Origin of the sequence: Paenibacillus chondroitinus NBRC 15376 (assembly GCF_004000765.1) — a bacterium.
GTDB lineage: Bacteria > Bacillota > Bacilli > Paenibacillales > NBRC-103111 > Paenibacillus_E > Paenibacillus_E chondroitinus.
The window spans coordinates 122,666-143,008 of record NZ_BILW01000008.1 but is presented as its reverse complement, the minus strand read 5'-3'; the positions used below and the strand labels follow the sequence as shown (position 1 = coordinate 143,008).

Below are 20,343 nucleotides of genomic sequence, written 5' to 3'. Positions count from 1 at the left end.
GTTTATGCTTACGATGCAAGTTTCCTACGGAAACTCTAAGGAGTGAACCAAATGAAGGGCATAATTAAAGGCTTAGGCGTAACGTTGAAAAGCATGACACAGAAAAAAATCACGTACGCATACCCTGAGGTCCCGATCAAAATGCCGGATCGTTTTCGCGGTATTCAACATTTCGACCCAGAAAAATGCATCGTGTGCAATCAATGTGCGCGTATTTGCCCAACCGAGTGTATTACTTTGACGGGCAAAGCGAATCCGGACCCCGAGAAAAAGGGTAAGGTCATTGATACGTATGATATCAACTTCGAAATTTGTATTTTGTGCGATCTCTGCACAGAGGTGTGTCCGACGGAAGCAATTGTCATGACAAATAATTTCGAGCTAAGTTCCTATAGTCGCGATGATCTTTTCAAAAATTTGCAATGGTTGAATGACAATAACCAAAACATTCGCCAGGAGAATAACTCGGCCATGCCAAAAGGGGGGGCCAAAAAAGATGTTTAGCGGAATTGGTGATTTCCTCTCAAGCGGTTCAAGCTGGGCTTTCTTCATTTTCGCCCTTCTGGCCATCGGCGGAGCGATCTTTATGATTTCTTTTACCAAAGTTGTTCATATGGTCATTGCCGTTGCGCTTACGTTCATTAGCTTAGCAGGGCTATATATTATCCTTGAAGCCGAGTTTGTTGCTTTCGTACAGGTGTTGATCTATGCAGGGGCCATCTCGATCCTCATGATTTTCGGCATTATGATGACAAAGCACAGACAAGGGGAAGAGGAGGAGCCAAGGCGTCCTTGGCACGAAGGTTTGGCGATCGTTGGCGCTTTGGGCTTGTTCGGGGTGTTATTTTATGCGATTCAAAAAACGACTTTCGTCTCACAAGGCTCTTTAGATGCCGGCAAAGACAATACATTAGAAATCGGCAAGCTGTTGTATAACCAGCACGTGATTCCATTCGAAATCATGTCTGTGCTGCTGACAGTCGCTTTCATCGGCGCTATTATCGTCGCGAAGAGAGAGGAGGATTAGCTATGGGCAACATTATTACTCCCTATCTCACGCTGGCTGCAATCCTGTTCTGTATCGGTCTGTACGGCGCTTTAACGAAAAAAAATGGAGTCATCGTATTATTGTCAATTGAGCTGATGCTCAACGCGGTGAACTTAAATTTGATCGCTTTCTCCAAACTTGGGGATCATCCAGCGCTGACAGGACAAATTTTCTCACTCTTCAACATTACGATTGCAGCCGCAGAAGCAGCTGTCGGGATAGCGATTCTTATTACGATTTACCGAAATAGAGGAACAGTAGATGTAACGGATTTGGATTCTATGAAGCGCTAGGAGGCTAACAAGGATATGGTATCGGACTATTCACAGTACGCCTGGCTCATTCCGTTGTTTCCGTTGATTGCTTTTCTAGCGCTTACGGCTATGGGACGTCAATTAAAGGACTTGGGCATTTATATCAGTATTTTTGCGATGTTCGCCTCATTTATCGTCGCTGTGCTGATATTTGTTGAACGCATCGGCGGCAAAGTTGAGGATTATACGTGGGATAAGCTGAATTGGCTGCAAGTTGGCGATTTTACCTTGAGTATGGGATTTGAGGTCACCAATTTGAACGCCCTGATGCTGGTCATCGTCACGTTGGTCTCTCTCCTCGTTAATATTTACTCTAGAGGTTATATGAAAGGCGACGAGCGAATCCACGTGTTTTTCGGTTATATCGCTTTGTTCTCTTTCTCCATGTTAGGTCTCGTTATTTCGGAAAACATGTTAGAACTCTACATTTTCTGGGAGCTTGTAGGGGTATGTTCCTTCTTGCTTGTAGGTTTCTGGTACTTTAAGCCTGAGGCTAAAGCTGCAGCGAAAAAAGCCTTCATCGTTACCCGTATCGGGGACGTGGGCCTGTTCCTTGGCATCCTGCTGCTGTTCTGGTATATGCCGGGGCATGCACTTGATTTTACCTCTATACATAATGCCTTCACTACGGGCAAAATTGACCCGACCATCGTCACTTGGATTGCCGTTCTGATCTTTATCGGGGCGATCGGGAAATCAGGCCAGTTCCCGCTGCACACCTGGTTGCCTGACGCCATGGAAGGTCCGACGCCAATCAGTGCGCTAATCCACGCAGCAACAATGGTTGCCGCAGGGGTGTACTTAGTGGCGCGTACGTTTGATATTTTCCATGCTTCGCCGGATGCCTTAGTGGTTGTTGCTTATGTGGGGGGCTTTACGGCTATCTTCGCAGCGACGATTGGGATCGCGCAGAACGATATCAAACGCATTCTCGCCTATTCAACGGTAAGTCAGCTCGGCTACATGATGATGGCGCTCGGCATTGGCGTGTCGTATACGTCAGGGATGTTTCATTTGTTCACGCATGCTTTCTTCAAAGCCTTGCTCTTCTTGGGCGCAGGCAGCGTGATTCACGCCGTGCATACGCAGGACATTAATGAAATGGGCGGCTTATCCCGCAAAATGAAAATAACGACCTGGACATTCGCTATCGGAACCTTGGCGCTCTCGGGAATTTTCCCATTCGCAGGATTCTGGTCGAAGGATATGATTTTGACAGAAGCGTACGAACATAACCAGCTGTTGTTCTGGGTTGGTGTGATTGCAGCTTTCTTCACCGCCTTTTATATGTCCCGACTGTTCTTCCTGGTTTTCCTGGGCTCGCCTAGAGGGAAAGCGCACGGGCACGACGATCATGCCCATGAGCCGCATGAATCGCCTTCCACGATGACGATACCGCTGATTATTTTGGCTGTACTTGCTGTGGTTGCGGGATTTGTGAATACGCCGTTCAACGAGTGGCTGGGCCACTGGTTAACGGGTCAAGAACATGACGAGAAAGCCAACTGGATCGTTATTATTTTATCCACACTCGCCGGATTGCTTGGTATTGGTCTAGGGTACCTGATCTACCTGAAACGCACGATTCCTCGGGATGTCGTATCCGGTAAGTTGCCTTGGTTGTACACACTGCTCAACCGTAAATATTTCGTGGATGAAATCTATGACAGTCTTATCGTCAAGCCACTGCGAGGTTTAGGATGGATTCTTGAACTGATTGATGTGTACATCATTGATGGTATCGTGCGTTTGGTCGCCTTTACTGTCGTCAGTCTTGGGCGTTTGGGCTCCCGTCTTCAGAATGGCCAGATGCAGACCTACGGCGTCATCATGATTCTAGGGATGCTGATCTTGGCGCTCGCCATCGCAGGAAGGAGGTTCATCCATGCCGGCTAATCTACCTATACTCAGTCTTATCGCTTTTTCACCTTTGCTCGGTGTGCTGGTCTTGCTCTTCATTCGAAGTGATCGCGGCCGTTTAATTAAAACGATCGGTATTGTCACGACATTGATTCCGCTTATTTTGGCGGCATGGTTGTATGCTGATTACAATTTTCAAGGTGATCCGATTCAATACAAAGAACAACTCGACTGGATTAAAGTCCCGCTGAACCATGAGGGGATTCAACAAATCACATCGTATTTCTTTGAATTCAAATACAGCGTTGCCGTTGATGGAATTTCATTGCCGCTTGTATTTTTAACCGCTCTTGTGTCGTCCATGGCTGCTCTAGCCTCGGTGTACATCAAGAAACGGTGGAAAACATACTTTATTCTATTCCTGCTGCTGGAAACCGGTATGTTCGGCGTCTTTATGGCTCAGGACCTGTTCTTGTTCTTCCTGTTCTTCGAAATCACGCTGGTGCCGATGTTCTTCCTGATCGGAATATGGGGCTATATGAAGAGAGAGCAGGCGGCGAACCGCTTCCTTCTCTACAATGGGCTCGGTTCAGCGATTATGCTGATCGCATTCCTGATCCTTGTCAGCACGGCAGGTTTCAACCAAGATCCGTCGCAGACAGAGGCTATCATTTACTACAGCGGAGATATTCATACCATTGCGCATAATTTGCTGCAAGATCCCGCTGCTTATGTGAATCAAGAGGGAGCGCCGTTCTTCCTAAGCCCGGCCATGAAATGGACCGTATTCATTATGCTGCTGGTTGCCTTCGGCATCAAACTGCCGATCTTCCCGTTCCATACGTGGATGCTAAAAGTACATACAGAGGCTCCGCCTGCTGTTGTTATGATTCACTCCGGTATTTTGCTCAAAATGGGAGCTTACGGCCTTATCCGCTTCGGCATTCTGTTCTTTCCGGCGGAGGCGAAGCAGTGGGCCTGGATGCTGGCGCTTCTAGGTGTTATCAACATCGTGTACGGCGCCATTCTCGCGATGGTGCAAAAAGACTTCAAACTCGTGTTGGCTTACTCGAGTATCAGTCATATGGGCATCGTCCTGCTCGGTCTCGCCGCATTTAACGTATCGGGCCTCCAGGGCGCCGTGTTCCAACTGATCTCACACGGTCTGATCTCGGCCCTGATGTTCCTGCTCGTCGGCAGCATCTACGAGCGGACGAACACGACCGAGCTCGATCGCTTAGGCGGTCTCGCCTCGTCGGTTCCCTTCATCAGCGGGATTCTGCTGATTGCGGGGATGGCTTCGCTCGGATTGCCGGGCTTATCCGGCTTCATCAGTGAGTTCCTCGCGTTCCTCGGACTCTTCGAGACACACCGGGTGTACGCGATTATCGGTACACTGGGGATCATTCTCGCAGCGGTGTACGTGCTGCGCGGGGTGTTGAACATCACGTTTGGCCCTAAGCAGCCAAACCTGGTCCTGCAAGGGATACGCGACGCGCGATTAATCGAGGCGGTGCCGATGATTACCCTGGTGGCGTTCATCCTCTTGCTCGGGGTGTACCCAAGCGTGCTGAGCCAGCCGCTTCAGCAAACGATAGGCAGCTTGGATCAATTGATCCAAAGCGTAGCCGGGAAGATAGGAGGTTAGTCCGGTGGAACAGCTTCGACTCCAAGTCGCCGATTTAGCGCATCTGCTCCCTGAACTTTCGCTGGTTGCCACCGCGATCATCCTATCTCTCTTGGATTTGATCCTGCCAAGCAGGTTAAGTCGTTCCGTTATTGGATGGTTGACCTTGGTCGGCCTTGTGATTTCCGGCGTGTTTGTCTTGCTTCAGTTGAATCCCGATGAGGCGATTCAGCTGCTCAATCAAAGCTATAGAGTGGATGATTTCTCCAATCTGCTGAAATTGTTCACTCTGCTAGGAACAGGTCTCGTCGTTCTGATGAGTTTAAGTTATGTGAAGGAAGATACAATCCCGCATGTAGGTGAGTACTACTACTTCTATCTTCCTGCAGCGCTCGGCGCAATGATTATGTCATCCTCGGGTGATCTAATTACGCTGTATGTAGGGCTGGAACTGCTTAGTATTACCTCGTACTTGCTTGTGGCGATGAAGAAGAAAGATAGCAAGTCCAATGAAGGAGCCTTTAAATACTTAGTGATGGGCGGTGTGTCCTCTGCCATCATCTTGTATGGCATGTCCTTCCTATATGGGATGGTCGGATCGAGCAATCTTGCACAGATTGGTGCTGCGCTCCCATCGCTCATTGGTTCCTACGAGCCGCTGCTCTACGTTTCATTTTTCATGCTGCTTGCCGGATTCGGTTTCAAAATAGCCGCTGCCCCTTTCCACAGCTGGGCGCCGGATGTCTACGAAGGCGCACCGACGCCTGTGACGGCCTTCTTGGCTGTTGTGTCCAAAGGTGCCGGTTTCGCCATCCTTTTCCGAGTTTTCTACGTCTTGTTCGGGTTTAGTTCTTTCGAGGAATCGAAATTCCAATCCGATGTGTTCCTGGCTATCTCCGTTATGGCTGCGATCGCCATGGTGGTCGGTAATTTCATCGCCCTGAAGCAAACGAACATGAAAAGGCTATTGGCTTACTCGGGAATTGCCAATGCGGGATATTTGCTTGTACCAATTGCGACGTACTTCTCTGGTGTACACTACGCGAATTTCTCTGAATTTATTTTCTATCTAATCGCGTACTTGTTCATGAACATCGGTGCTTTCGCAGTACTGATGATTATTGAGCAAGCAGAGGGGCATACCGAAGCCAAGGGTTTCGGAGGTCTGTATTACCGTGCTCCTTTTACAGCTGCTGCTATGGTGCTCATTGTGTTGTCCTTAACAGGAATCCCGATATCCGGCGGATTCTTCGGTAAGTTGTACATCATATTCGGTACTATGCAAACCCATCAATACTGGCTCGGCTCCCTAATGATCGCGACGAGCGTCGTATCTTTCTACTACTACTTTGGTGTCGTTCGTCAAATGTTTATGCGCAGCGATTATGAGTCGGCTGAGGTCAAGGTGCCTATTGCTTTGGGCATAACAGTCTGGGCATGTGCTATTATCAGCGTTGCGCTAGGTTTGGTGCCGCATCTTGTGCTGAAATGGATTGAATCTATCTTCATGCTTACGAAGGATTTTATCTTGATGTAAATAGGATATTGTTTGAAAAGCCTTTCCCTGCATAAGCGGGGGAAAGGCTTTTTTTATTTACTTATTTAAGTGATTTTTGGGATTTAAAATTTAATTAAAAGTTAGCGCTGGTGACATTGAATATATTAGTTGTAATAATTAACCAAAAATTTATCAAATTGTAACATTGTTTAAATGTTAGGCTATAATTAAATGGTATAATATGTAAGAAATTATAAATTATATGGAGGTTGTTTAATGAAAAAGTATTGTGCTGCTTTATTTTCGTTTGCATTATTTGCGAGTCTAGTTCTACCAGCAAATGCAGAATCGTCACAAGGGTTATTAACGGAGTTGCAACTAAATCCGGAAATAACAATTGAAGTGCTTGACAAGAATGAAGCCCATGTTAATAGCGCAGATGTATTAATCTTTTCACTGACGGAGGATAACAACAAAGTGGTCTTTAATGGTAAAACCGATAAAGACGGAAAATATATACTTAAATCAACATTATCGGATGAAGAAAAAGCAAAGCAAAAAAGTCCGATTGCAGTAGCAGCTTACGAAGTTTATGCTCTTTCTCCAGAAGGCGAAATGTCACACCAAGTTTTTTCTGTTCCGCATCTTAAAAATAGTAGTCAATTAACAAGGGATGATCGAATAGCATTGGAAAGAGATAGAGTTAAAACAATATCAACTAAATTTAAAGGACAAAAACCACAGCTTTAAAAAAATGGAGATGAAGTATCAACACTAGCTGTTGGTGATTGCGTTCCTTTTGGCGGAGGGAATGGATATACAGTTTGTACAACTTATCAAAATGATGCTCAACAACCAACCAAAATAATATCTGTAAATTTGGGTAGTAATGAATCTGCATCAGTAAGTATGGCATCCTCTGCTTCTGTGAAGATAGATTCTGGATTCAAGCAGGGGTCAGGTTCATGGACTGTTAGTGGTAATACAACATTATCAACTGACACAGGCACTGCAATTGATTACACTGTAAACGGACAGTGTATTTATAACAATGGAACTTACTGTGATGCTGGTGTGGATTTGTATGCTAACTACATGTACAGATCTATAAAAAGAGATATAAAATATTTCGGATCTTATCAATGGTCGGATTACTCATCTACAGCGTTGTATTTAATTGGGCCTTCATCTACATATAATTGGTATACTTCATCTTTGAATGGAATTTCACCTTCCTCAGTTACTGGAGGCTCCTACGGTGCGTACTTTTCAATTTATAATGACGGTAGTGTAAGTGCGACGGCAACAAAATCATACTCAGCAGAAAGGACTCTTGGAGGTGCATTTTCAGTACCAACGCCAGGGGGGACTTTTACAGGTGGGGTGACAACTAGTTATAAAAATTCACATTCAATTAAGTGGTCTGTACCTAATGTGATTCCTGGTTTAAAATATTACCATTATGATAATAACTTTACAGGTACAAACTGGTATGTAACACATGAATCATTAGAATTAAAAACCCTAGTCAGGATTATCTGCACGAGGGTTTTTTAATATTTCATTAGTGCATAAAGGAGTTGAATTTAGTGGCTATTAAAAAAACGATAATTATACTGTCATTCATTATATGTATTGCAATATCAGGATGTACAAAAAAAACGGTAGAAACTCCGATTAAATATCATCATTTTCAATCAAAAATTTTTAGTACAGTCAATCAGAAGGGGAAGAATGCAGAAGGAATAAGAATGATGTATACCGTCTCTTTAACTGAATTCCATCCCATAGGAGAAGAATTTGAGAGGTTCAACGCCAATAATTCAAACCCAGGTACGAATGGATTCATTGTTATTGATAACAAAACAAAGATCTTTAAAGTTGAAGCCGATACTAAAACAGAAATTGACCCTCAAACACTAAAAAAAGGCGATATTATTGACTTTTGGGTTTATATTTATAATTATGATAGTGGTGTCATGTTGGTTGCTGATGAGATTAGTTTAATAAACTAAAAGTTTGCCATTACCCATATTTTAACTTTATTTTTGACAAAATCCACAAGTAACAATCCTTACACCTCATGGTATAATTTATGGGTGAGGATTGTTTTTTTGTTTCTTTAATCATGACTTCTTCTTAAATATTGGACTATAAGAGCCACTCTGTGGTGTTCATCTCAAATTTTTTCAAAAGTTCTGAACTTTTTGCGAAGAAAAACCGTTATATGTATCGAGAAGACGGGTAATGTGGTATAGATAGATAAGGCATAAGACCATTACGAGATAAAGGAACTGTGATTTCATGAAATTCATTCGACACTTAGGGTTCATCGTCCTGATGATACTTGTTGTGGAACTTACAGTGATGGTTACAAAAACAGAAGCAGCCTATCCCGTTTCGACGGATCCCATGAGGGTGAAACAGACCTATCTGGATATGATCCACATCAATGAAGCATGGGCTGCGGCTGGAGATTCGCGTGCATCCATTGTAGTTGCTGTGGTTGACACGGGCGTTGATCTTACACATCCTGATTTGGTAGGTAATTTGGTAGAAGGCGTGAATTTGCTTCAGCCTTCAAAGAAGCCAATTGATGATAATGGACATGGAACGAATGTAGCTGGCATCATTGCAGCTTCGATCAATAACGATAAAGGCATTGCCGGTATAGCTCCAATGGCGAAAATCATGCCGATCAAAGCATTGGAGTCAGATGGAACAGGCGGCGAAGCGAAGCTTGGCGAAGGCATCAAATATGCTGTGGATCATGGGGCGAAAATCGTCGTGCTCTCTCTGGGACTGAATAAGTACTCTGATTACATGGAAGGCGTAGTAAAGTATGCAGAGGATCACAATGTCCTGCTAGTGGCTGCTGTCGGCAATGAAAGCATGAGTGTGAAATACCCTGCGGCGTATCCAACGGTTCTCGCCGTAGGAGGCGTTACGGCTGATAAGCAGGCGGACCCTCGCTCGAATTTCGGGCCAGAGCTGGATCTGGTTGCACCCTGGGATGTGTATACCACAGCACTAGGCGGCGGCTATCAGTATCAAGACGGCAGCTCGATGTCCGCACCGCAGGTTGCTGGGGCAGCGGCACTAGTATGGAGCAAATATCCAACGATGAGTGCTTATGAAGTGAGAGCTCAGCTGGAACAGACAGCGGATGATCTGGCAGAAACCGGATGGGATGCCAAAACGGGATATGGGCTGCTGCGTGTAGATATGGCGCTGACTAAGCCTTATAAAGAGGATCGATTTGAGCCAAACGATCGTCAGAGCCAAGCGGCTAAGCTGCCAATACATACCTCTGTGAAAGCCGCGTTATCCTCCGCGCTGGATGAGGATTGGTACGCGATAGATGCGGCCTATGACGGATATATTGAGCTATGGGTGCAGAACACCGATAGTGCGGGTATTCGTGTACGCTTTGATTCCGGGGAAACTTTTATTTCCAATAGTTCCTCAGATGGAACTCAGCCTTTTAAGGTAAAAGTGACAAAAGGGCGCACGTATGTGCAGCTTCAAACCGTAGATCGCGAACGGAAAACAGGGATTAGTTACAGTTTGCAAACGGATTTTATCATCTACACGGACCCTTTTGAAGATAATGATAAGCAATACAAAGCATTTGCCCTCCCTGAACGCAGTCAAACGATTCGCGGAACCTTTCACCAGAAAGGGGATGTCGATTGGTTTGTCTTACCTCTAGAGCATTCGGGTTCAATAAGATTGAAGCTCTCCGTCGATACGGGTCGTATAGATCCGATGATTCTTTTTCAGAAGGAAGGGGAAAAGTCGATTACTATAGATCAAGGTGGAGATGGCGGAATTGAAATCAGCTCGCTCATGGATGTATTTCCAGGGCAATACTATATTCGAGTCAGTAATACGAAGGATTATACAGAGCCGATCACAGGTGAATATACGCTAGAAATTGAATATACACCGAAGTTAATTGATCCGAATGAACCGAATGATAAGTCGTATCAGGCGACTTTTGCAGCGATGAATTCGGTGTATGAAGGTTTATTTAACAACAATGATGATGTGGATTGGTTCGAATTCCGAATGAGCCAAAACGGTCTGGCACAAATACGGTTGACCAACATTCCGACTTCGAGGACGATGTACGCAACGCTTTATGACAGCACATTAAAGGAACAAGGTTTTTATAGAAATGAGTACGGTTCTGATCAGCTTTTTGTTGAGAAAACGTTGAATGCAGGCACCTATTATATTAAGCTGCAAGCCAACCAATGGTTCATGAGCCAAATGTACAGGTTGAAAATTGGCAGTTACACGCTGGTAAGCGGATTCGCCGATATTGAAGGGCATTGGGCTCAAGATGCGATAAGCAAGCTTACGGAGCAAGGCGTGATTAGCGGTTATGGCAATTACCGTTTTGCTCCGAATCAGTCGATTACCCGAGCGGAAGCAGCGACGGTTTTGACTCGAGCCTTGAAGCTGACGAAACGCAAAGAGCTGAAGTTCTCTGATATGCCCAATACACACTGGGCCTATGATTATGTCGCCAAAGCGCTGCAAGCAGATATTGTTGCCGGTTACCCTGATGGAACCTTCGGACCTGATCGTACGCTTACGCGAATGGAAATGACACAAATGCTTGCCCGCAGCATGAATATGACAGGGAAAAAGCGGGGGAATTCACCTTTTAATGACGTAGATGAGTCTTACTGGGGCTTGGGGATTTTGAAACAAATGTGGGCTGACGGCTGGATCACCGGCTATTCAGATGGTTCCTTCCATCCTGATGAGCAAGCCACACGCGCTGAATTCGTCTCTATGCTGGTGAAAGTAATGAATCGGTAGAACCGAGAAGGGGTGACCTATGGGAGAAGCGGATAAATGGAATGAAGCCGCGAAGTATGCTTCGGTAATGAACATGGTCGATATCGTTGTTTATATTTTGTGTATCGGCCTCGCGTGGTGGGCGCTGCAAGCATTTCGCTTTGATGTGCTGCTTAAGAATCCTAAGGGCGCGCAAGCCATTATGCTACAAATTCTACTTTCTATTGGGCTCGGTCACTTAGTCGCCAGTTTTTTTATCCAATATTTAGGGTTCTCCATGGGCTTCGGAAAGATGTTTTAATTCCCTTTTTCGAATAATGATTTAAATTGTTGTCAACAATGGATAGTAGAACGGATCGAAAATGGAGATCCTATTCGAACTCTATGTAGGTGTTTGAGAATACCAAAAGAACACAGTTGTAACTATGTGGCTTGTGATGATAAACTTAGGAAATGTGCAAAACCTTGTAATTAAAATAAGTGCGCGGAGGGACCATGATGAGCAAAATTATCGTCCGCGGTGGCCGAAAGTTAGCTGGCAATGTGAAAATCAACGGAGCGAAAAATGCGGTACTGCCGATTATTGCAGCTTCCATTCTGGGGTCGGAAGGTGAAAGCGTCATCCACGATGCGCCTCCCCTTGACGATGTACTAGTCATTAATAAAGTATTGCAAAGCTTAGGTATTGAAGTCGCCTATGACCGACAGGTTATTCGTGTTCGTGCGGAACGCATTGACACATGCGAAGCATCCTATGATCTAGTCCGTAAAATGAGAGCCTCTTTCCTTGTTATGGGGCCATTGTTAGCAAGACGGGGGCAAGCAAGAATTTCACTCCCAGGTGGTTGTGCGATTGGCACGCGGCCAATTGATCAGCATCTCAAAGGCTTCGAAGCGATGGGTGCCGATATTGAATTGGGCCAAGGGTATATTGAAGCCAGAGTGAAGGGGCGCCTGAAGGGTGCTAAAATTTATTTGGATGTTGCCAGCGTTGGCGCAACCGAAAATATTATGATGGCAGCTACGCTTGCGGAAGGCACAACCATCATTGAGAATGCAGCCAAAGAGCCGGAAATTGTCGATTTGGCGAACTATCTGAATGCGATGGGGGCAATTATCCGCGGCGCAGGAACGGGCGTTATTCGCATAGAAGGCGTAGAGAAACTTTGTGGGGCCGTACATACGGTTATACCGGATCGCGTAGAAGCGGGTACATATATGATTGCTGCTGCTATTACCGGCAGTGAACTGTACATGGAAAATGCTATCGGGGATCACCTGCGTCCTGTCATTTCTAAAATGCAGGAGATGGGCGTTGTCATCGAAGAAGATGAAAACGGTATTCGCGTTCGTGCCACGGGACCGCTGCGCGCGGTTGACGTGAAGACACTGCCGTATCCGGGCTTCCCAACCGATATGCAGTCGCAAATGATGGCGCTGCTAATGGTGGCGGATGGCACAAGCCTTGTGACTGAGACCGTGTTCGAAAATCGGTTCATGCACGTGGAAGAATTCGCGAACATGAACGCTCATATTAAAGTCGATGGCCGTACGGCAATCGTCAGTGGGAATGCGAAGCTGCGCGGTGCAAAAGTGTGCGCAACCGACTTGCGTGCTGGTGCGGCGCTGATTTTGGCGGCGTTGGCAGCGGAAGGTGAGACCGAGATTACAGGCGTTCACCATATTGATCGCGGATATGTCGATATTACCGACGTATTGCGCGGGCTTGGCGCCGATATTTATCGGTCGGTGCCGCAACAAGTGGAGCAAGAAGCGGCGGAGCTGGGGTTTTTCAATATCCAGCCAACGTTAGCGTAGGATAGTAAGAACCGTCGGAGGGAGCTCCGGCGGTTTTTTTATGGCTATATGCATCAGATATGGGAACTGGAGTCCGCTATTTTCTGAAAAAGCGGAAGTTCCATGTGGAAGGGGAACTACGGACCGTTATTTTGTCGATATCATCTAGAAAACGCGCCATTGTGGACAATTAAGACCCTGTAGTTTCGCTCAGAGTGGCAATTGCTCATTTTTCACTAGGATAGAGGACTCTAGTTCCTCTAATTGAGCCTTTGCTGGATTCAAAGAAGATAAAAAAGCGAGGGCTTCCGAGAACAAAGATCAGTCCGCAGAGTTAAAACGTTATGTTTTGGAAAAAAGGAACTAACCAGTTGAATAAGAGCTCATAAGAGCTCCCAGGGGGATTTGTGCCAGTTGATATTCGGCCAAATCCCCCTTTTTGGCTACTAATAGTTGGTTATTTGTCCTGTATGCCTGAATGCGAGCCACCATTACTTTATACAAATATTGTAAAATTTTATTATTGTTTTAATCTCATAAATTAGTATTATTAATTATGTATCCAATTCCATATTTTTACACTATTAGAAAGGAGGATAAGCTTAGCTAGGCTATTTGGAATCTATGATTCCGACCGACGACCAGTCAGGCAACCAATTTATCAAGCGAAGGAGAGAATATTAATGCTGATGAGAAGAAAAGGATTTATTTCAATGCTTACTTTCATGTTACTCGCCATGATGATCGTACCTGCATCGGCGCAAGGAAATCCAACGAATCCACCTCAATTGAAGACAGTCCTTGCAACAGGTTGGGGTCATTCGTTATTTTTGAAGACAGATGCTACTTTATGGGCTTGGGGCGATGGGAATTTAGGACAATTAGGTAACGGTTTAGGTACGAGCAGCTCATCTGCGGTTCAAAGTTCACTTCTTCAAGATATTGTCGATGTTGCGGCAGGAGATGAAAACCACAGTTTGGCATTACGCAACGACGGAATCGTGTTCGCATGGGGAACTAATTCTGTTGGCCAACTGGGAGATGGCACGACGGTCATAAATCGCAACAGCCCGGTTCAAGTGAATAATTTAACAGATGTAATTGATGTAGAAGCTGGATTCTACCATAGTTTAGCTTTAAAGTCCGATGGAACGGTGTGGGCATGGGGGAGTAATATTTTCGGTGAGTTGGGGGATGGAACAACAACAAATCGGTCAACTCCCGTACAGGTATCTGGATTGACCAATATCGTAGCCATCTCATCGAAAAACTATCATAGCCTTGCCATAAAGTCGGATGGAACGGTATGGGCTTGGGGTTACAATACGGATGGTCAACTGGGAGACGGAACAACGACGACTCGGGTAACTCCGGTACAAGTGTCAGGTCTCAGTAATGTATCCTACGTGTCAGCCGGTTCCACCCACAGTCTTGCTATAAAATCGGATGGAACAGTGTGGGCATGGGGCAATAATTCAACTGGCCAATTCGGAGATGGTACGACTACCAGTCATACAACTCCGGTTCAGATTTCAGGTTTGAGCAACGTAAAAGTAGTAGAAGCGGATTGGCACCATAGCGTGGCGATTAAAAATGACGGCACGCTATGGGCTTGGGGTTATAACTCAACTGGTCAACTGGGAGACTGTACGGTTGGTTCGACCTATCTAAGCCCAGTTCAGGTAGCGGGTCTAAGCGGGGTGACGGCTGTGTCCACGAGTGCAACTTTTACGGTGGCACAAAAGTCAGACGGAACGGTATGGGCATGGGGCCACAACTATTTTTACCAACTTGGAGATGGCACAAGAACTGACCATTATACGCCGGCTCAAGTTACAGGTCTGTAAATCTCAAATTGTAACATGTTCTAATCTATCAGCGTCTCTCATAAGCTAAGTCATACCAAAATACCTGCTAGTAAACGCGCTTATGGAGGCTGCTGAGACGATGTTGAAGAAAAAACGTGTTCCTGGCCGCGGGGCCATCCTATGGATGGCTGTTTGTTTGTCTTCTATGCTCTGCGTCATCCTTCTTGTTCCTGGATTGCTAGTCAAGAAGATTCCGGGGGGCGAAGAACCGCCCTCTGTACAGCTAGCGATTGATGGCTCTCATCAGGAAACGGTGACCGCTCAAGGGTTGATGATCCCTGTCTATTTGACCAAAAAAGATGAAATCGAAACGGTGCCCTTGGAGCAGTATGTGAAGGGTGTGCTCGCTGCAGAAATGCCAGTAGAGTTCGAGCTGGAAGCGCTCAAAGCGCAAGCAATGGCAGCTAGAACATACGTCATACGCAGGGTGCTAGAGAAGGATTATAGTAATGTGCCTGTAAATGATGCGCTTGTAACAGACACGACGGCACATCAAGCCTATCTGACCGATCAAGAGTTAAGAGAGAAGTGGACCAAAGGGACGTATGAAACGAATATGGCCAAAATCGATAGAGCTGTGAGTGAAACGAAAGATTTGATTTTGACTTATGAGCACAAGCCTATCAATGCTACTTTTTTCTCAACGAGCAATGGGTATACGGAAAACTCAGAAGATTACTGGCCGTTTATGAGTCCCTATTTACGCAGCGTGCCCAGCCCGTGGGATGTGAAGCTGTCTTCTCGCTACCAGGAAACCGTAGATATTACGTACAAGAGTATGCTGCAGAAACTGGGCGTCACGAGTATAGCCACCACCGGTACCGGAACAAAGAGTATGAAGGTGCTAGAGTGGTCCATGGGACATCGAATCAAGAAGATGACGATCGGAGGAAAAACCTTCTCTGGTCGAGAAGTAAGAGAAAAGCTAGGATTAGCATCCTCCCAATTTGCCTGGAAATGGTCCGGTTCCAAAATTACGTTTACGACTTACGGATACGGTCATGGTGTTGGCTTAAGCCAATATGGCGCTAATGGAATGGCCAAGGAAGGCAAGACTGCAGCGCAGATTGTAACCTACTATTACACAGGCATCTCTATTGAAAAAGCGACCCCTTTTATCCAGAAATCTTAGTTTATAACGTTTCTATAAAAATATCTTTCTTCAAGTATAAAACCTTTAAATGTGTCAAGAATGGTTGATGAGGTGATTAACCATGAGTGATCAAAACAAAGGTTTTCAAAAAGAAGAAGCTCCTAAAACTGTTCAAGGGGCACAAGGAAGTCCATCCGCATGGAAGAGGTTGCTTGCTAAGAAATGGGTATTCCCAGCAACGTATGTAGCAGCAGCGGCAATTATCTTAACCTTAATGTGGGTGTACCAGGACACAGGTACGAAAACAGTCAGCCAAGACGATCTGGGCATTAAGGTAAGCAGCGACGATCAAGCACCTGACAATTCCAAAGATGGAGCGGTTGCCGTCAACGCACCAGCAGAAGCTATGCAATGGCCTGTGAAAGACAGAGCGGCTCTAGAAGTATCCATTCCGTTCTATGACACCAATGCAACAAATGAAGTTAAACAGGCGGCAATGATTCAGTATAACGATCAATTGACGCCGCATACCGCAATCGATTTGAAAGCCAAAGATGGCGCAGCATTTGATGTATTGGCCGCTATGAGCGGTAAGGTTACGGCAGTTGAGCAAAATCCGGTTGTCGGCAATCTTGTCGAAATTACGCACAGCAATGGCTTGATCAGCGTGTACCAAAGCTTAGCTGAGGTCAAAGTAACCAAAGGCGCTGAAGTGAAAAAAGGCGACGTCATCGCCAAAGCGGGACGTAATGATTTCGAGAAGGAAGACGGCGTGCACCTGCACTTTGAAGTGCGTCAAGTTAGCGATAATGCCGCTCTGAATCCGGAAACGATTCTAAACGCTAAACAGTAATCGGTTATCATGAAAAGGCAAGAAGGTGGCTTCGTCACCAACCAGCCTACATAGAATGAGGGCAGCGGGTATATCCTGCTGCTTTTTTGCTTTGAAACCTAAGGGGGCTACTCCACGGCTTGCCCTCCATTAGGTACACAACAGACTTGTCCTTGCCAAAAAAGACCGCATAAGCCCTTATTTCCTGATTTTTTTGAAAATAAATATGGGAAATGGGCTTGTCAGGCTTGGTTACGTAGAATATCTAGTCATGCCCCTCATATACTTTACCAAACTATCTCGAGTAGGGAGGCGAGGGGAGTGCACGATTACATCAAAGAGCGAACCATTAAGATTGGTACCTGTATCGTCGAGACCAAGAATACGGTTCGCACCATTGCGAAGGAATTCGGTGTTTCCAAGAGCACGGTGCATAAGGATTTGACGGAAAGACTGCCGGAAATCAACCCGGACCTGGCCAACCAGGTGAAGCACATTTTGGAGTATCATAAGTCCATTAGACATCTAAGGGGAGGAGAAGCGACGAAAATCAAGTATCGAAAGACACGAACCCCGAAGCACTCCGAGAACTTAGTCACGGTCAAATCCTAAAAATACCTTCATCCCGACGGTTTCCTGGAACTGGACATGTCGAAATTTCACGGAAAAAGAGGAATTAATGCATTTACAGCGAATTTAGCTTATAATTAGAACTATCTATAAGAGCGCCGATTCTTCACGGGATGGACGGTAGATTTAGGGAGGATTAACTTGAAATGTTAAGCAAGGATATTGGAATAGATCTCGGCACGGCAAATGTGCTCATTCATGTGAAAGGACGCGGCGTTGTGCTCGATGAGCCATCTGTAGTAGCGATTGAAAGCGATACGAAACGCGTGCTTGCTGTTGGAGAAGAAGCTTTCCGCATGGTCGGTAGAACTCCAGGCAATATTATCGCGATTCGTCCATTGAAAGATGGGGTTATTGCGGACTTCGATATTACGGAAATGATGTTAAAGCATTTTATTGCAAAAGTAGGGGGCAAGAACTGGTATTCGCATCCGCGTATCTTGATCTGCGCCCCTACCAACATCACCTCGGTTGAGCAGAAGGCGATCCGCGAAGCGGCTGAGCGCAGCGGTGCCCGAGAGGTATTCATGGAAGAAGAACCGAAAGCAGCGGCAATTGGCGCCGGTATGGACATTTTCCAACCTAGCGGCAACATGGTTGTAGATATTGGCGGAGGGACGACGGATGTGGCCGTGTTATCCATGGGCGACATCGTCACCTCCTCCTCCATCAAAATCGCTGGCGACAAGTTCGATATTGCCATCACGAAGTATATCAAAAATAAGTACAAGCTGCTGATTGGTGAGCGGACGAGCGAAGATATTAAGTTGAAAATCGGAACGGTATATCCACACGGCAGAGATCAAGAGATGGATATTCGCGGTAGAGATATGGTATCCGGATTGCCGCTTACGATTACGATTCACTCCAGTGAGGTCCAGGAAGCTCTATGGGATCCGGTTTCATCGATCGTAACGGCTGCGAAAAGCGTTTTGGAGCGTACGCCACCTGAACTTTCCGCAGACATTATTGACCGTGGCGTTATCCTGACAGGCGGCGGAGCTTTGCTGCATGGCCTGGATCAGTTGTTAGCAGACGAGTTGAAGGTTCCGGTATTAATTGCGGAAGATCCTATGTCTTGCGTAGTTAAAGGAACTGGGATCATGCTCGATAATCTAGATAAAGTTTCCAAACGTAAATTTAACTAGACAAGTTTATCCAAGAGGTGAAGAGATGCTAAGAGGACTGTATACCGCGGCGGCAGGAATGATCTCCGAGCAGCGCAGACACGATACCATTACGAACAATATTGCTAATATTAATTCCCCGGGTTTTAAACAAGGCAATGCCTTGTCGCGTTCGTTCCCGGAGATGCTTATTTCTACAATTCGCGGTGGACAAGGCGCCTCAACGGCACCGCTTGGGAAGATGAGTCTCGGTGTGTTTTCAGAGGAGAATATCTCCGTCCACGCACAAGGCGACTTGCAGGAAACGCAAAATCCATTTGATTTTGCCCTCGTGTCGAACATCCAAGTGCCTGGCATGTCTTTTGACGCTTCAGGGAAATACGTGAATGCGGACGGGGAGCGCACGTTCCAGCCGCAAGCACTATTCACCGTGATGAATGCGAATGGAGAACTCCGGTATTCCTTGAATGGTAAGTTCACCGTCGATCCGACAGGACAGCTCGTGAACGCCAATGGCAATCAGGTGTTAGGTCGTGATGGACAACCCTTGCTGCTTGTTGATGGAGCGGGCCAGCCCATTCGTTCCTTTAAGGTAACAGACAAAGGGGAGTTCCTTGACGGGAACGGCCAACCGCTGTTGAATCAGGCTGGACAACCTGTAGGATTGATGCTTTCGCGTGCAGAGGATCCGAATCTTTTGCTGCGTGAAGGGAACGGTTTGCTGCGGATCAATCCAGGCGACGAAGCAACGGTTACACAGGTTGCCGTCGGTGATCAAGTCGAAGTTCGCCAAGGTTTTATCGAGCGCTCCAACGTGGATTCTGCGCAGTCTATGGTCGATATGATGTCGGCACTGCGCGCCTATGAAGCCAATCAGAAAGTCATTCAATCTTATGATAAAAGTATGGACAAGGCAGCGAACGAAGTCGGACGCGTCTAATCTAGCTTGCGAAGGAGCCACACATGAACAATTCCATGATTAACTCATCGGTATCCATGCACAGCTTACAGCAGAAGCTGGATATCTTGTCCAATAACATAGCGAACCTCAATACGACCGGTTTTAAGAAAAAGGATGCCTCCTTTGAGGATGTTCTGACCAATGTGAAGTCACAGCCGGAAGGATTCCGTCAGCAGGGCAGATTCTCTCCTCTTGGTTTCAACCAAGGATGGGGATCAAAGTTGGTGCAAATCCAAACGAACCTTGCGCAAGGGCCAATTCAGTCCACAGGCGGTATTACGGATTTTGCGATTCAGGGAGACGGGTTGTTTGAAGTGTCCGTCAGCAAGGTGGATGGGAACGGAAACCAAGTATTTCAACCGGCATGGACGCGTAATGGGTCTTTCAATTTGACACCTGATGCCAATGGCGATACGGTTCTTACTACCAAAGAGGGTCATTTTGTTACAGGAACAGACGGTAACCCCATTCGTATACCTGCTGGCTTCAGACCTGTTGTTCAACCAAACGGCATTATCAATGGATACAGTGAGCAGGACCCGACTGCTGAGCCGCTTAATCTGGGTCAGATCAAGCTGGTTCGCGTTGTGCGCCCACAGTTGCTCCAAGATGCTGGAGATAACCTGTACGCACTTCCTACGGGAATTACGGAGGCCGAGAAGGCGAACATTTTGCAAAATGTGGATCCGGGGCTGGATACAACCAATAATCGGGTTACGTTAATGCAGGGGTTTTTAGAGCAATCCAATGTGACGCTTTCCGACGAAATGACGGATCTTGTGATGGTGCAAAGAGCGCTTCAACTCAATTCCCGGGCGATTACATCTGCCGATCAGATGATGAATATCGCGAATAATTTGCGCGTCTGATCGTAGA

Annotated in this window: 19 protein-coding genes; all 19 read left to right on the top strand. The window is 46.1% G+C overall.

The genetic code is table 11. The features are described from left to right. Positions 1 to 51 precede the first annotated feature (51 nt). The 19 genes from nuoI (at position 52) to PCH02S_RS12450 (ending at position 20,336) form a co-directional block, all read left to right on the top strand. Positions 52 to 504 (top strand): NADH-quinone oxidoreductase subunit NuoI, encoded by a 453-nt coding sequence (gene nuoI / locus PCH02S_RS12540; protein WP_127453413.1) that lies wholly within the window; start codon positions 52 to 54, stop codon positions 502 to 504. After that, positions 497 to 1,027 carry an NADH-quinone oxidoreductase subunit J gene (locus PCH02S_RS12535; protein WP_127453412.1) on the top strand — a complete coding sequence of 177 codons (531 nt, stop codon included), beginning with the start codon at positions 497 to 499 and terminating at the stop codon, positions 1,025 to 1,027. The genes nuoI and PCH02S_RS12535 overlap by 8 nt, the downstream gene beginning before the upstream one ends. A gap of 2 nt (positions 1,028 to 1,029) precedes the next feature. Beyond that, on the top strand, positions 1,030 to 1,341 hold the full coding sequence (gene nuoK, locus PCH02S_RS12530) for an NADH-quinone oxidoreductase subunit NuoK (protein WP_127453411.1): 312 nt from the start codon (positions 1,030 to 1,032) through the stop codon (positions 1,339 to 1,341). A 15-nt stretch (positions 1,342 to 1,356) separates the two neighbouring features. Beyond that, positions 1,357 to 3,258: an NADH-quinone oxidoreductase subunit L gene (nuoL, locus tag PCH02S_RS12525; RefSeq protein ID WP_127453410.1), complete on the top strand. Its 1,902-nt coding sequence runs from the start codon at positions 1,357 to 1,359 to the stop codon at positions 3,256 to 3,258. Beyond that, a complete protein-coding gene (locus tag PCH02S_RS12520; RefSeq protein ID WP_127453408.1) occupies positions 3,248 to 4,870 on the top strand; it encodes a complex I subunit 4 family protein in 1,623 nt (540 codons plus the stop codon). Before nuoL ends, PCH02S_RS12520 begins: the two co-directional genes overlap by 11 nt. Before the next feature lie 4 nt (positions 4,871 to 4,874). Next, positions 4,875 to 6,386, top strand: a complete 1,512-nt coding sequence (locus PCH02S_RS12515; RefSeq protein WP_127453406.1) for an NADH-quinone oxidoreductase subunit N — start codon at positions 4,875 to 4,877, stop codon at positions 6,384 to 6,386. A gap of 237 nt (positions 6,387 to 6,623) precedes the next feature. Then, entirely contained in the window at positions 6,624 to 7,097 is a 474-nt protein-coding gene (locus PCH02S_RS12510; protein WP_127453404.1) for a hypothetical protein, read from the top strand. A gap of 129 nt (positions 7,098 to 7,226) precedes the next feature. Continuing rightward, positions 7,227 to 7,904 (top strand): hypothetical protein, encoded by a 678-nt coding sequence (locus tag PCH02S_RS12505; RefSeq protein WP_127453403.1) that lies wholly within the window; start codon positions 7,227 to 7,229, stop codon positions 7,902 to 7,904. A gap of 32 nt (positions 7,905 to 7,936) precedes the next feature. Beyond that, positions 7,937 to 8,362 carry a hypothetical protein gene (locus PCH02S_RS12500; protein WP_127453402.1) on the top strand — a complete coding sequence of 142 codons (426 nt, stop codon included), beginning with the start codon at positions 7,937 to 7,939 and terminating at the stop codon, positions 8,360 to 8,362. Between the two features lie 289 nt (positions 8,363 to 8,651). After that, entirely contained in the window at positions 8,652 to 11,180 is a 2,529-nt protein-coding gene (locus tag PCH02S_RS12495; RefSeq protein ID WP_127453400.1) for a S8 family peptidase, read from the top strand. Between the two features lie 19 nt (positions 11,181 to 11,199). Continuing rightward, complete coding sequence (locus PCH02S_RS12490) at positions 11,200 to 11,460, top strand: DUF1146 family protein (protein ID WP_246069053.1); 261 nt, start codon at positions 11,200 to 11,202, stop codon at positions 11,458 to 11,460. A gap of 197 nt (positions 11,461 to 11,657) precedes the next feature. Continuing rightward, the gene (murA, locus tag PCH02S_RS12485) at positions 11,658 to 12,977 is read left to right on the top strand and encodes a UDP-N-acetylglucosamine 1-carboxyvinyltransferase (RefSeq protein ID WP_127453399.1); all 1,320 of its coding nucleotides are present in this window, start codon (positions 11,658 to 11,660) and stop codon (positions 12,975 to 12,977) included. A 662-nt stretch (positions 12,978 to 13,639) separates the two neighbouring features. Then, positions 13,640 to 14,803 carry an RCC1 domain-containing protein gene (locus tag PCH02S_RS12480; protein WP_127453502.1) on the top strand — a complete coding sequence of 388 codons (1,164 nt, stop codon included), beginning with the start codon at positions 13,640 to 13,642 and terminating at the stop codon, positions 14,801 to 14,803. 100 nt (positions 14,804 to 14,903) lie between these two features. Then, the gene (gene spoIID / locus PCH02S_RS12475) at positions 14,904 to 15,956 is read left to right on the top strand and encodes a stage II sporulation protein D (RefSeq protein WP_127453397.1); all 1,053 of its coding nucleotides are present in this window, start codon (positions 14,904 to 14,906) and stop codon (positions 15,954 to 15,956) included. An 82-nt stretch (positions 15,957 to 16,038) separates the two neighbouring features. Further along, complete coding sequence (locus PCH02S_RS12470; protein ID WP_127453395.1) at positions 16,039 to 16,770, top strand: M23 family metallopeptidase; 732 nt, start codon at positions 16,039 to 16,041, stop codon at positions 16,768 to 16,770. 300 nt (positions 16,771 to 17,070) lie between these two features. Then, positions 17,071 to 17,361: a sporulation transcriptional regulator SpoIIID gene (spoIIID, locus tag PCH02S_RS12465; protein WP_127453393.1), complete on the top strand. Its 291-nt coding sequence runs from the start codon at positions 17,071 to 17,073 to the stop codon at positions 17,359 to 17,361. A 164-nt stretch (positions 17,362 to 17,525) separates the two neighbouring features. Continuing rightward, positions 17,526 to 18,527: a rod shape-determining protein gene (mreB, locus tag PCH02S_RS12460; protein ID WP_079417018.1), complete on the top strand. Its 1,002-nt coding sequence runs from the start codon at positions 17,526 to 17,528 to the stop codon at positions 18,525 to 18,527. 25 nt (positions 18,528 to 18,552) lie between these two features. Continuing rightward, on the top strand, positions 18,553 to 19,446 hold the full coding sequence (locus PCH02S_RS12455) for a flagellar hook-basal body protein (RefSeq protein ID WP_127453391.1): 894 nt from the start codon (positions 18,553 to 18,555) through the stop codon (positions 19,444 to 19,446). Positions 19,447 to 19,469: 23 nt separating this feature from the next. Further along, on the top strand, positions 19,470 to 20,336 hold the full coding sequence (locus tag PCH02S_RS12450; protein WP_127453389.1) for a flagellar hook-basal body protein: 867 nt from the start codon (positions 19,470 to 19,472) through the stop codon (positions 20,334 to 20,336). Positions 20,337 to 20,343: the final 7 nt, after the last annotated feature.

What these genes read in the sequence shown, in the direction of transcription:
- PCH02S_RS12450 (WP_127453389.1), top strand. Translation starts at nt 19,470, where the DNA reads ATGAACAATTCCATGATTAACTCATCGGTATCCATGCACAGCTTACAG.
- nuoI (WP_127453413.1), top strand. Translation starts at nt 52, where the DNA reads ATGAAGGGCATAATTAAAGGCTTAGGCGTAACGTTGAAAAGCATGACA.
- PCH02S_RS12490 (WP_246069053.1), top strand. Translation starts at nt 11,200, where the DNA reads ATGGGAGAAGCGGATAAATGGAATGAAGCCGCGAAGTATGCTTCGGTA.
- nuoK (WP_127453411.1), top strand. Translation starts at nt 1,030, where the DNA reads ATGGGCAACATTATTACTCCCTATCTCACGCTGGCTGCAATCCTGTTC.
- PCH02S_RS12470 (WP_127453395.1), top strand. Translation starts at nt 16,039, where the DNA reads ATGAGTGATCAAAACAAAGGTTTTCAAAAAGAAGAAGCTCCTAAAACT.
- nuoL (WP_127453410.1), top strand. Translation starts at nt 1,357, where the DNA reads ATGGTATCGGACTATTCACAGTACGCCTGGCTCATTCCGTTGTTTCCG.
- PCH02S_RS12520 (WP_127453408.1), top strand. Translation starts at nt 3,248, where the DNA reads ATGCCGGCTAATCTACCTATACTCAGTCTTATCGCTTTTTCACCTTTG.
- PCH02S_RS12480 (WP_127453502.1), top strand. Translation starts at nt 13,640, where the DNA reads ATGCTGATGAGAAGAAAAGGATTTATTTCAATGCTTACTTTCATGTTA.
- mreB (WP_079417018.1), top strand. Translation starts at nt 17,526, where the DNA reads ATGTTAAGCAAGGATATTGGAATAGATCTCGGCACGGCAAATGTGCTC.
- spoIID (WP_127453397.1), top strand. Translation starts at nt 14,904, where the DNA reads ATGTTGAAGAAAAAACGTGTTCCTGGCCGCGGGGCCATCCTATGGATG.
- murA (WP_127453399.1), top strand. Translation starts at nt 11,658, where the DNA reads ATGAGCAAAATTATCGTCCGCGGTGGCCGAAAGTTAGCTGGCAATGTG.
- PCH02S_RS12495 (WP_127453400.1), top strand. Translation starts at nt 8,652, where the DNA reads ATGAAATTCATTCGACACTTAGGGTTCATCGTCCTGATGATACTTGTT.
- PCH02S_RS12535 (WP_127453412.1), top strand. Translation starts at nt 497, where the DNA reads ATGTTTAGCGGAATTGGTGATTTCCTCTCAAGCGGTTCAAGCTGGGCT.
- PCH02S_RS12455 (WP_127453391.1), top strand. Translation starts at nt 18,553, where the DNA reads ATGCTAAGAGGACTGTATACCGCGGCGGCAGGAATGATCTCCGAGCAG.
- PCH02S_RS12510 (WP_127453404.1), top strand. Translation starts at nt 6,624, where the DNA reads ATGAAAAAGTATTGTGCTGCTTTATTTTCGTTTGCATTATTTGCGAGT.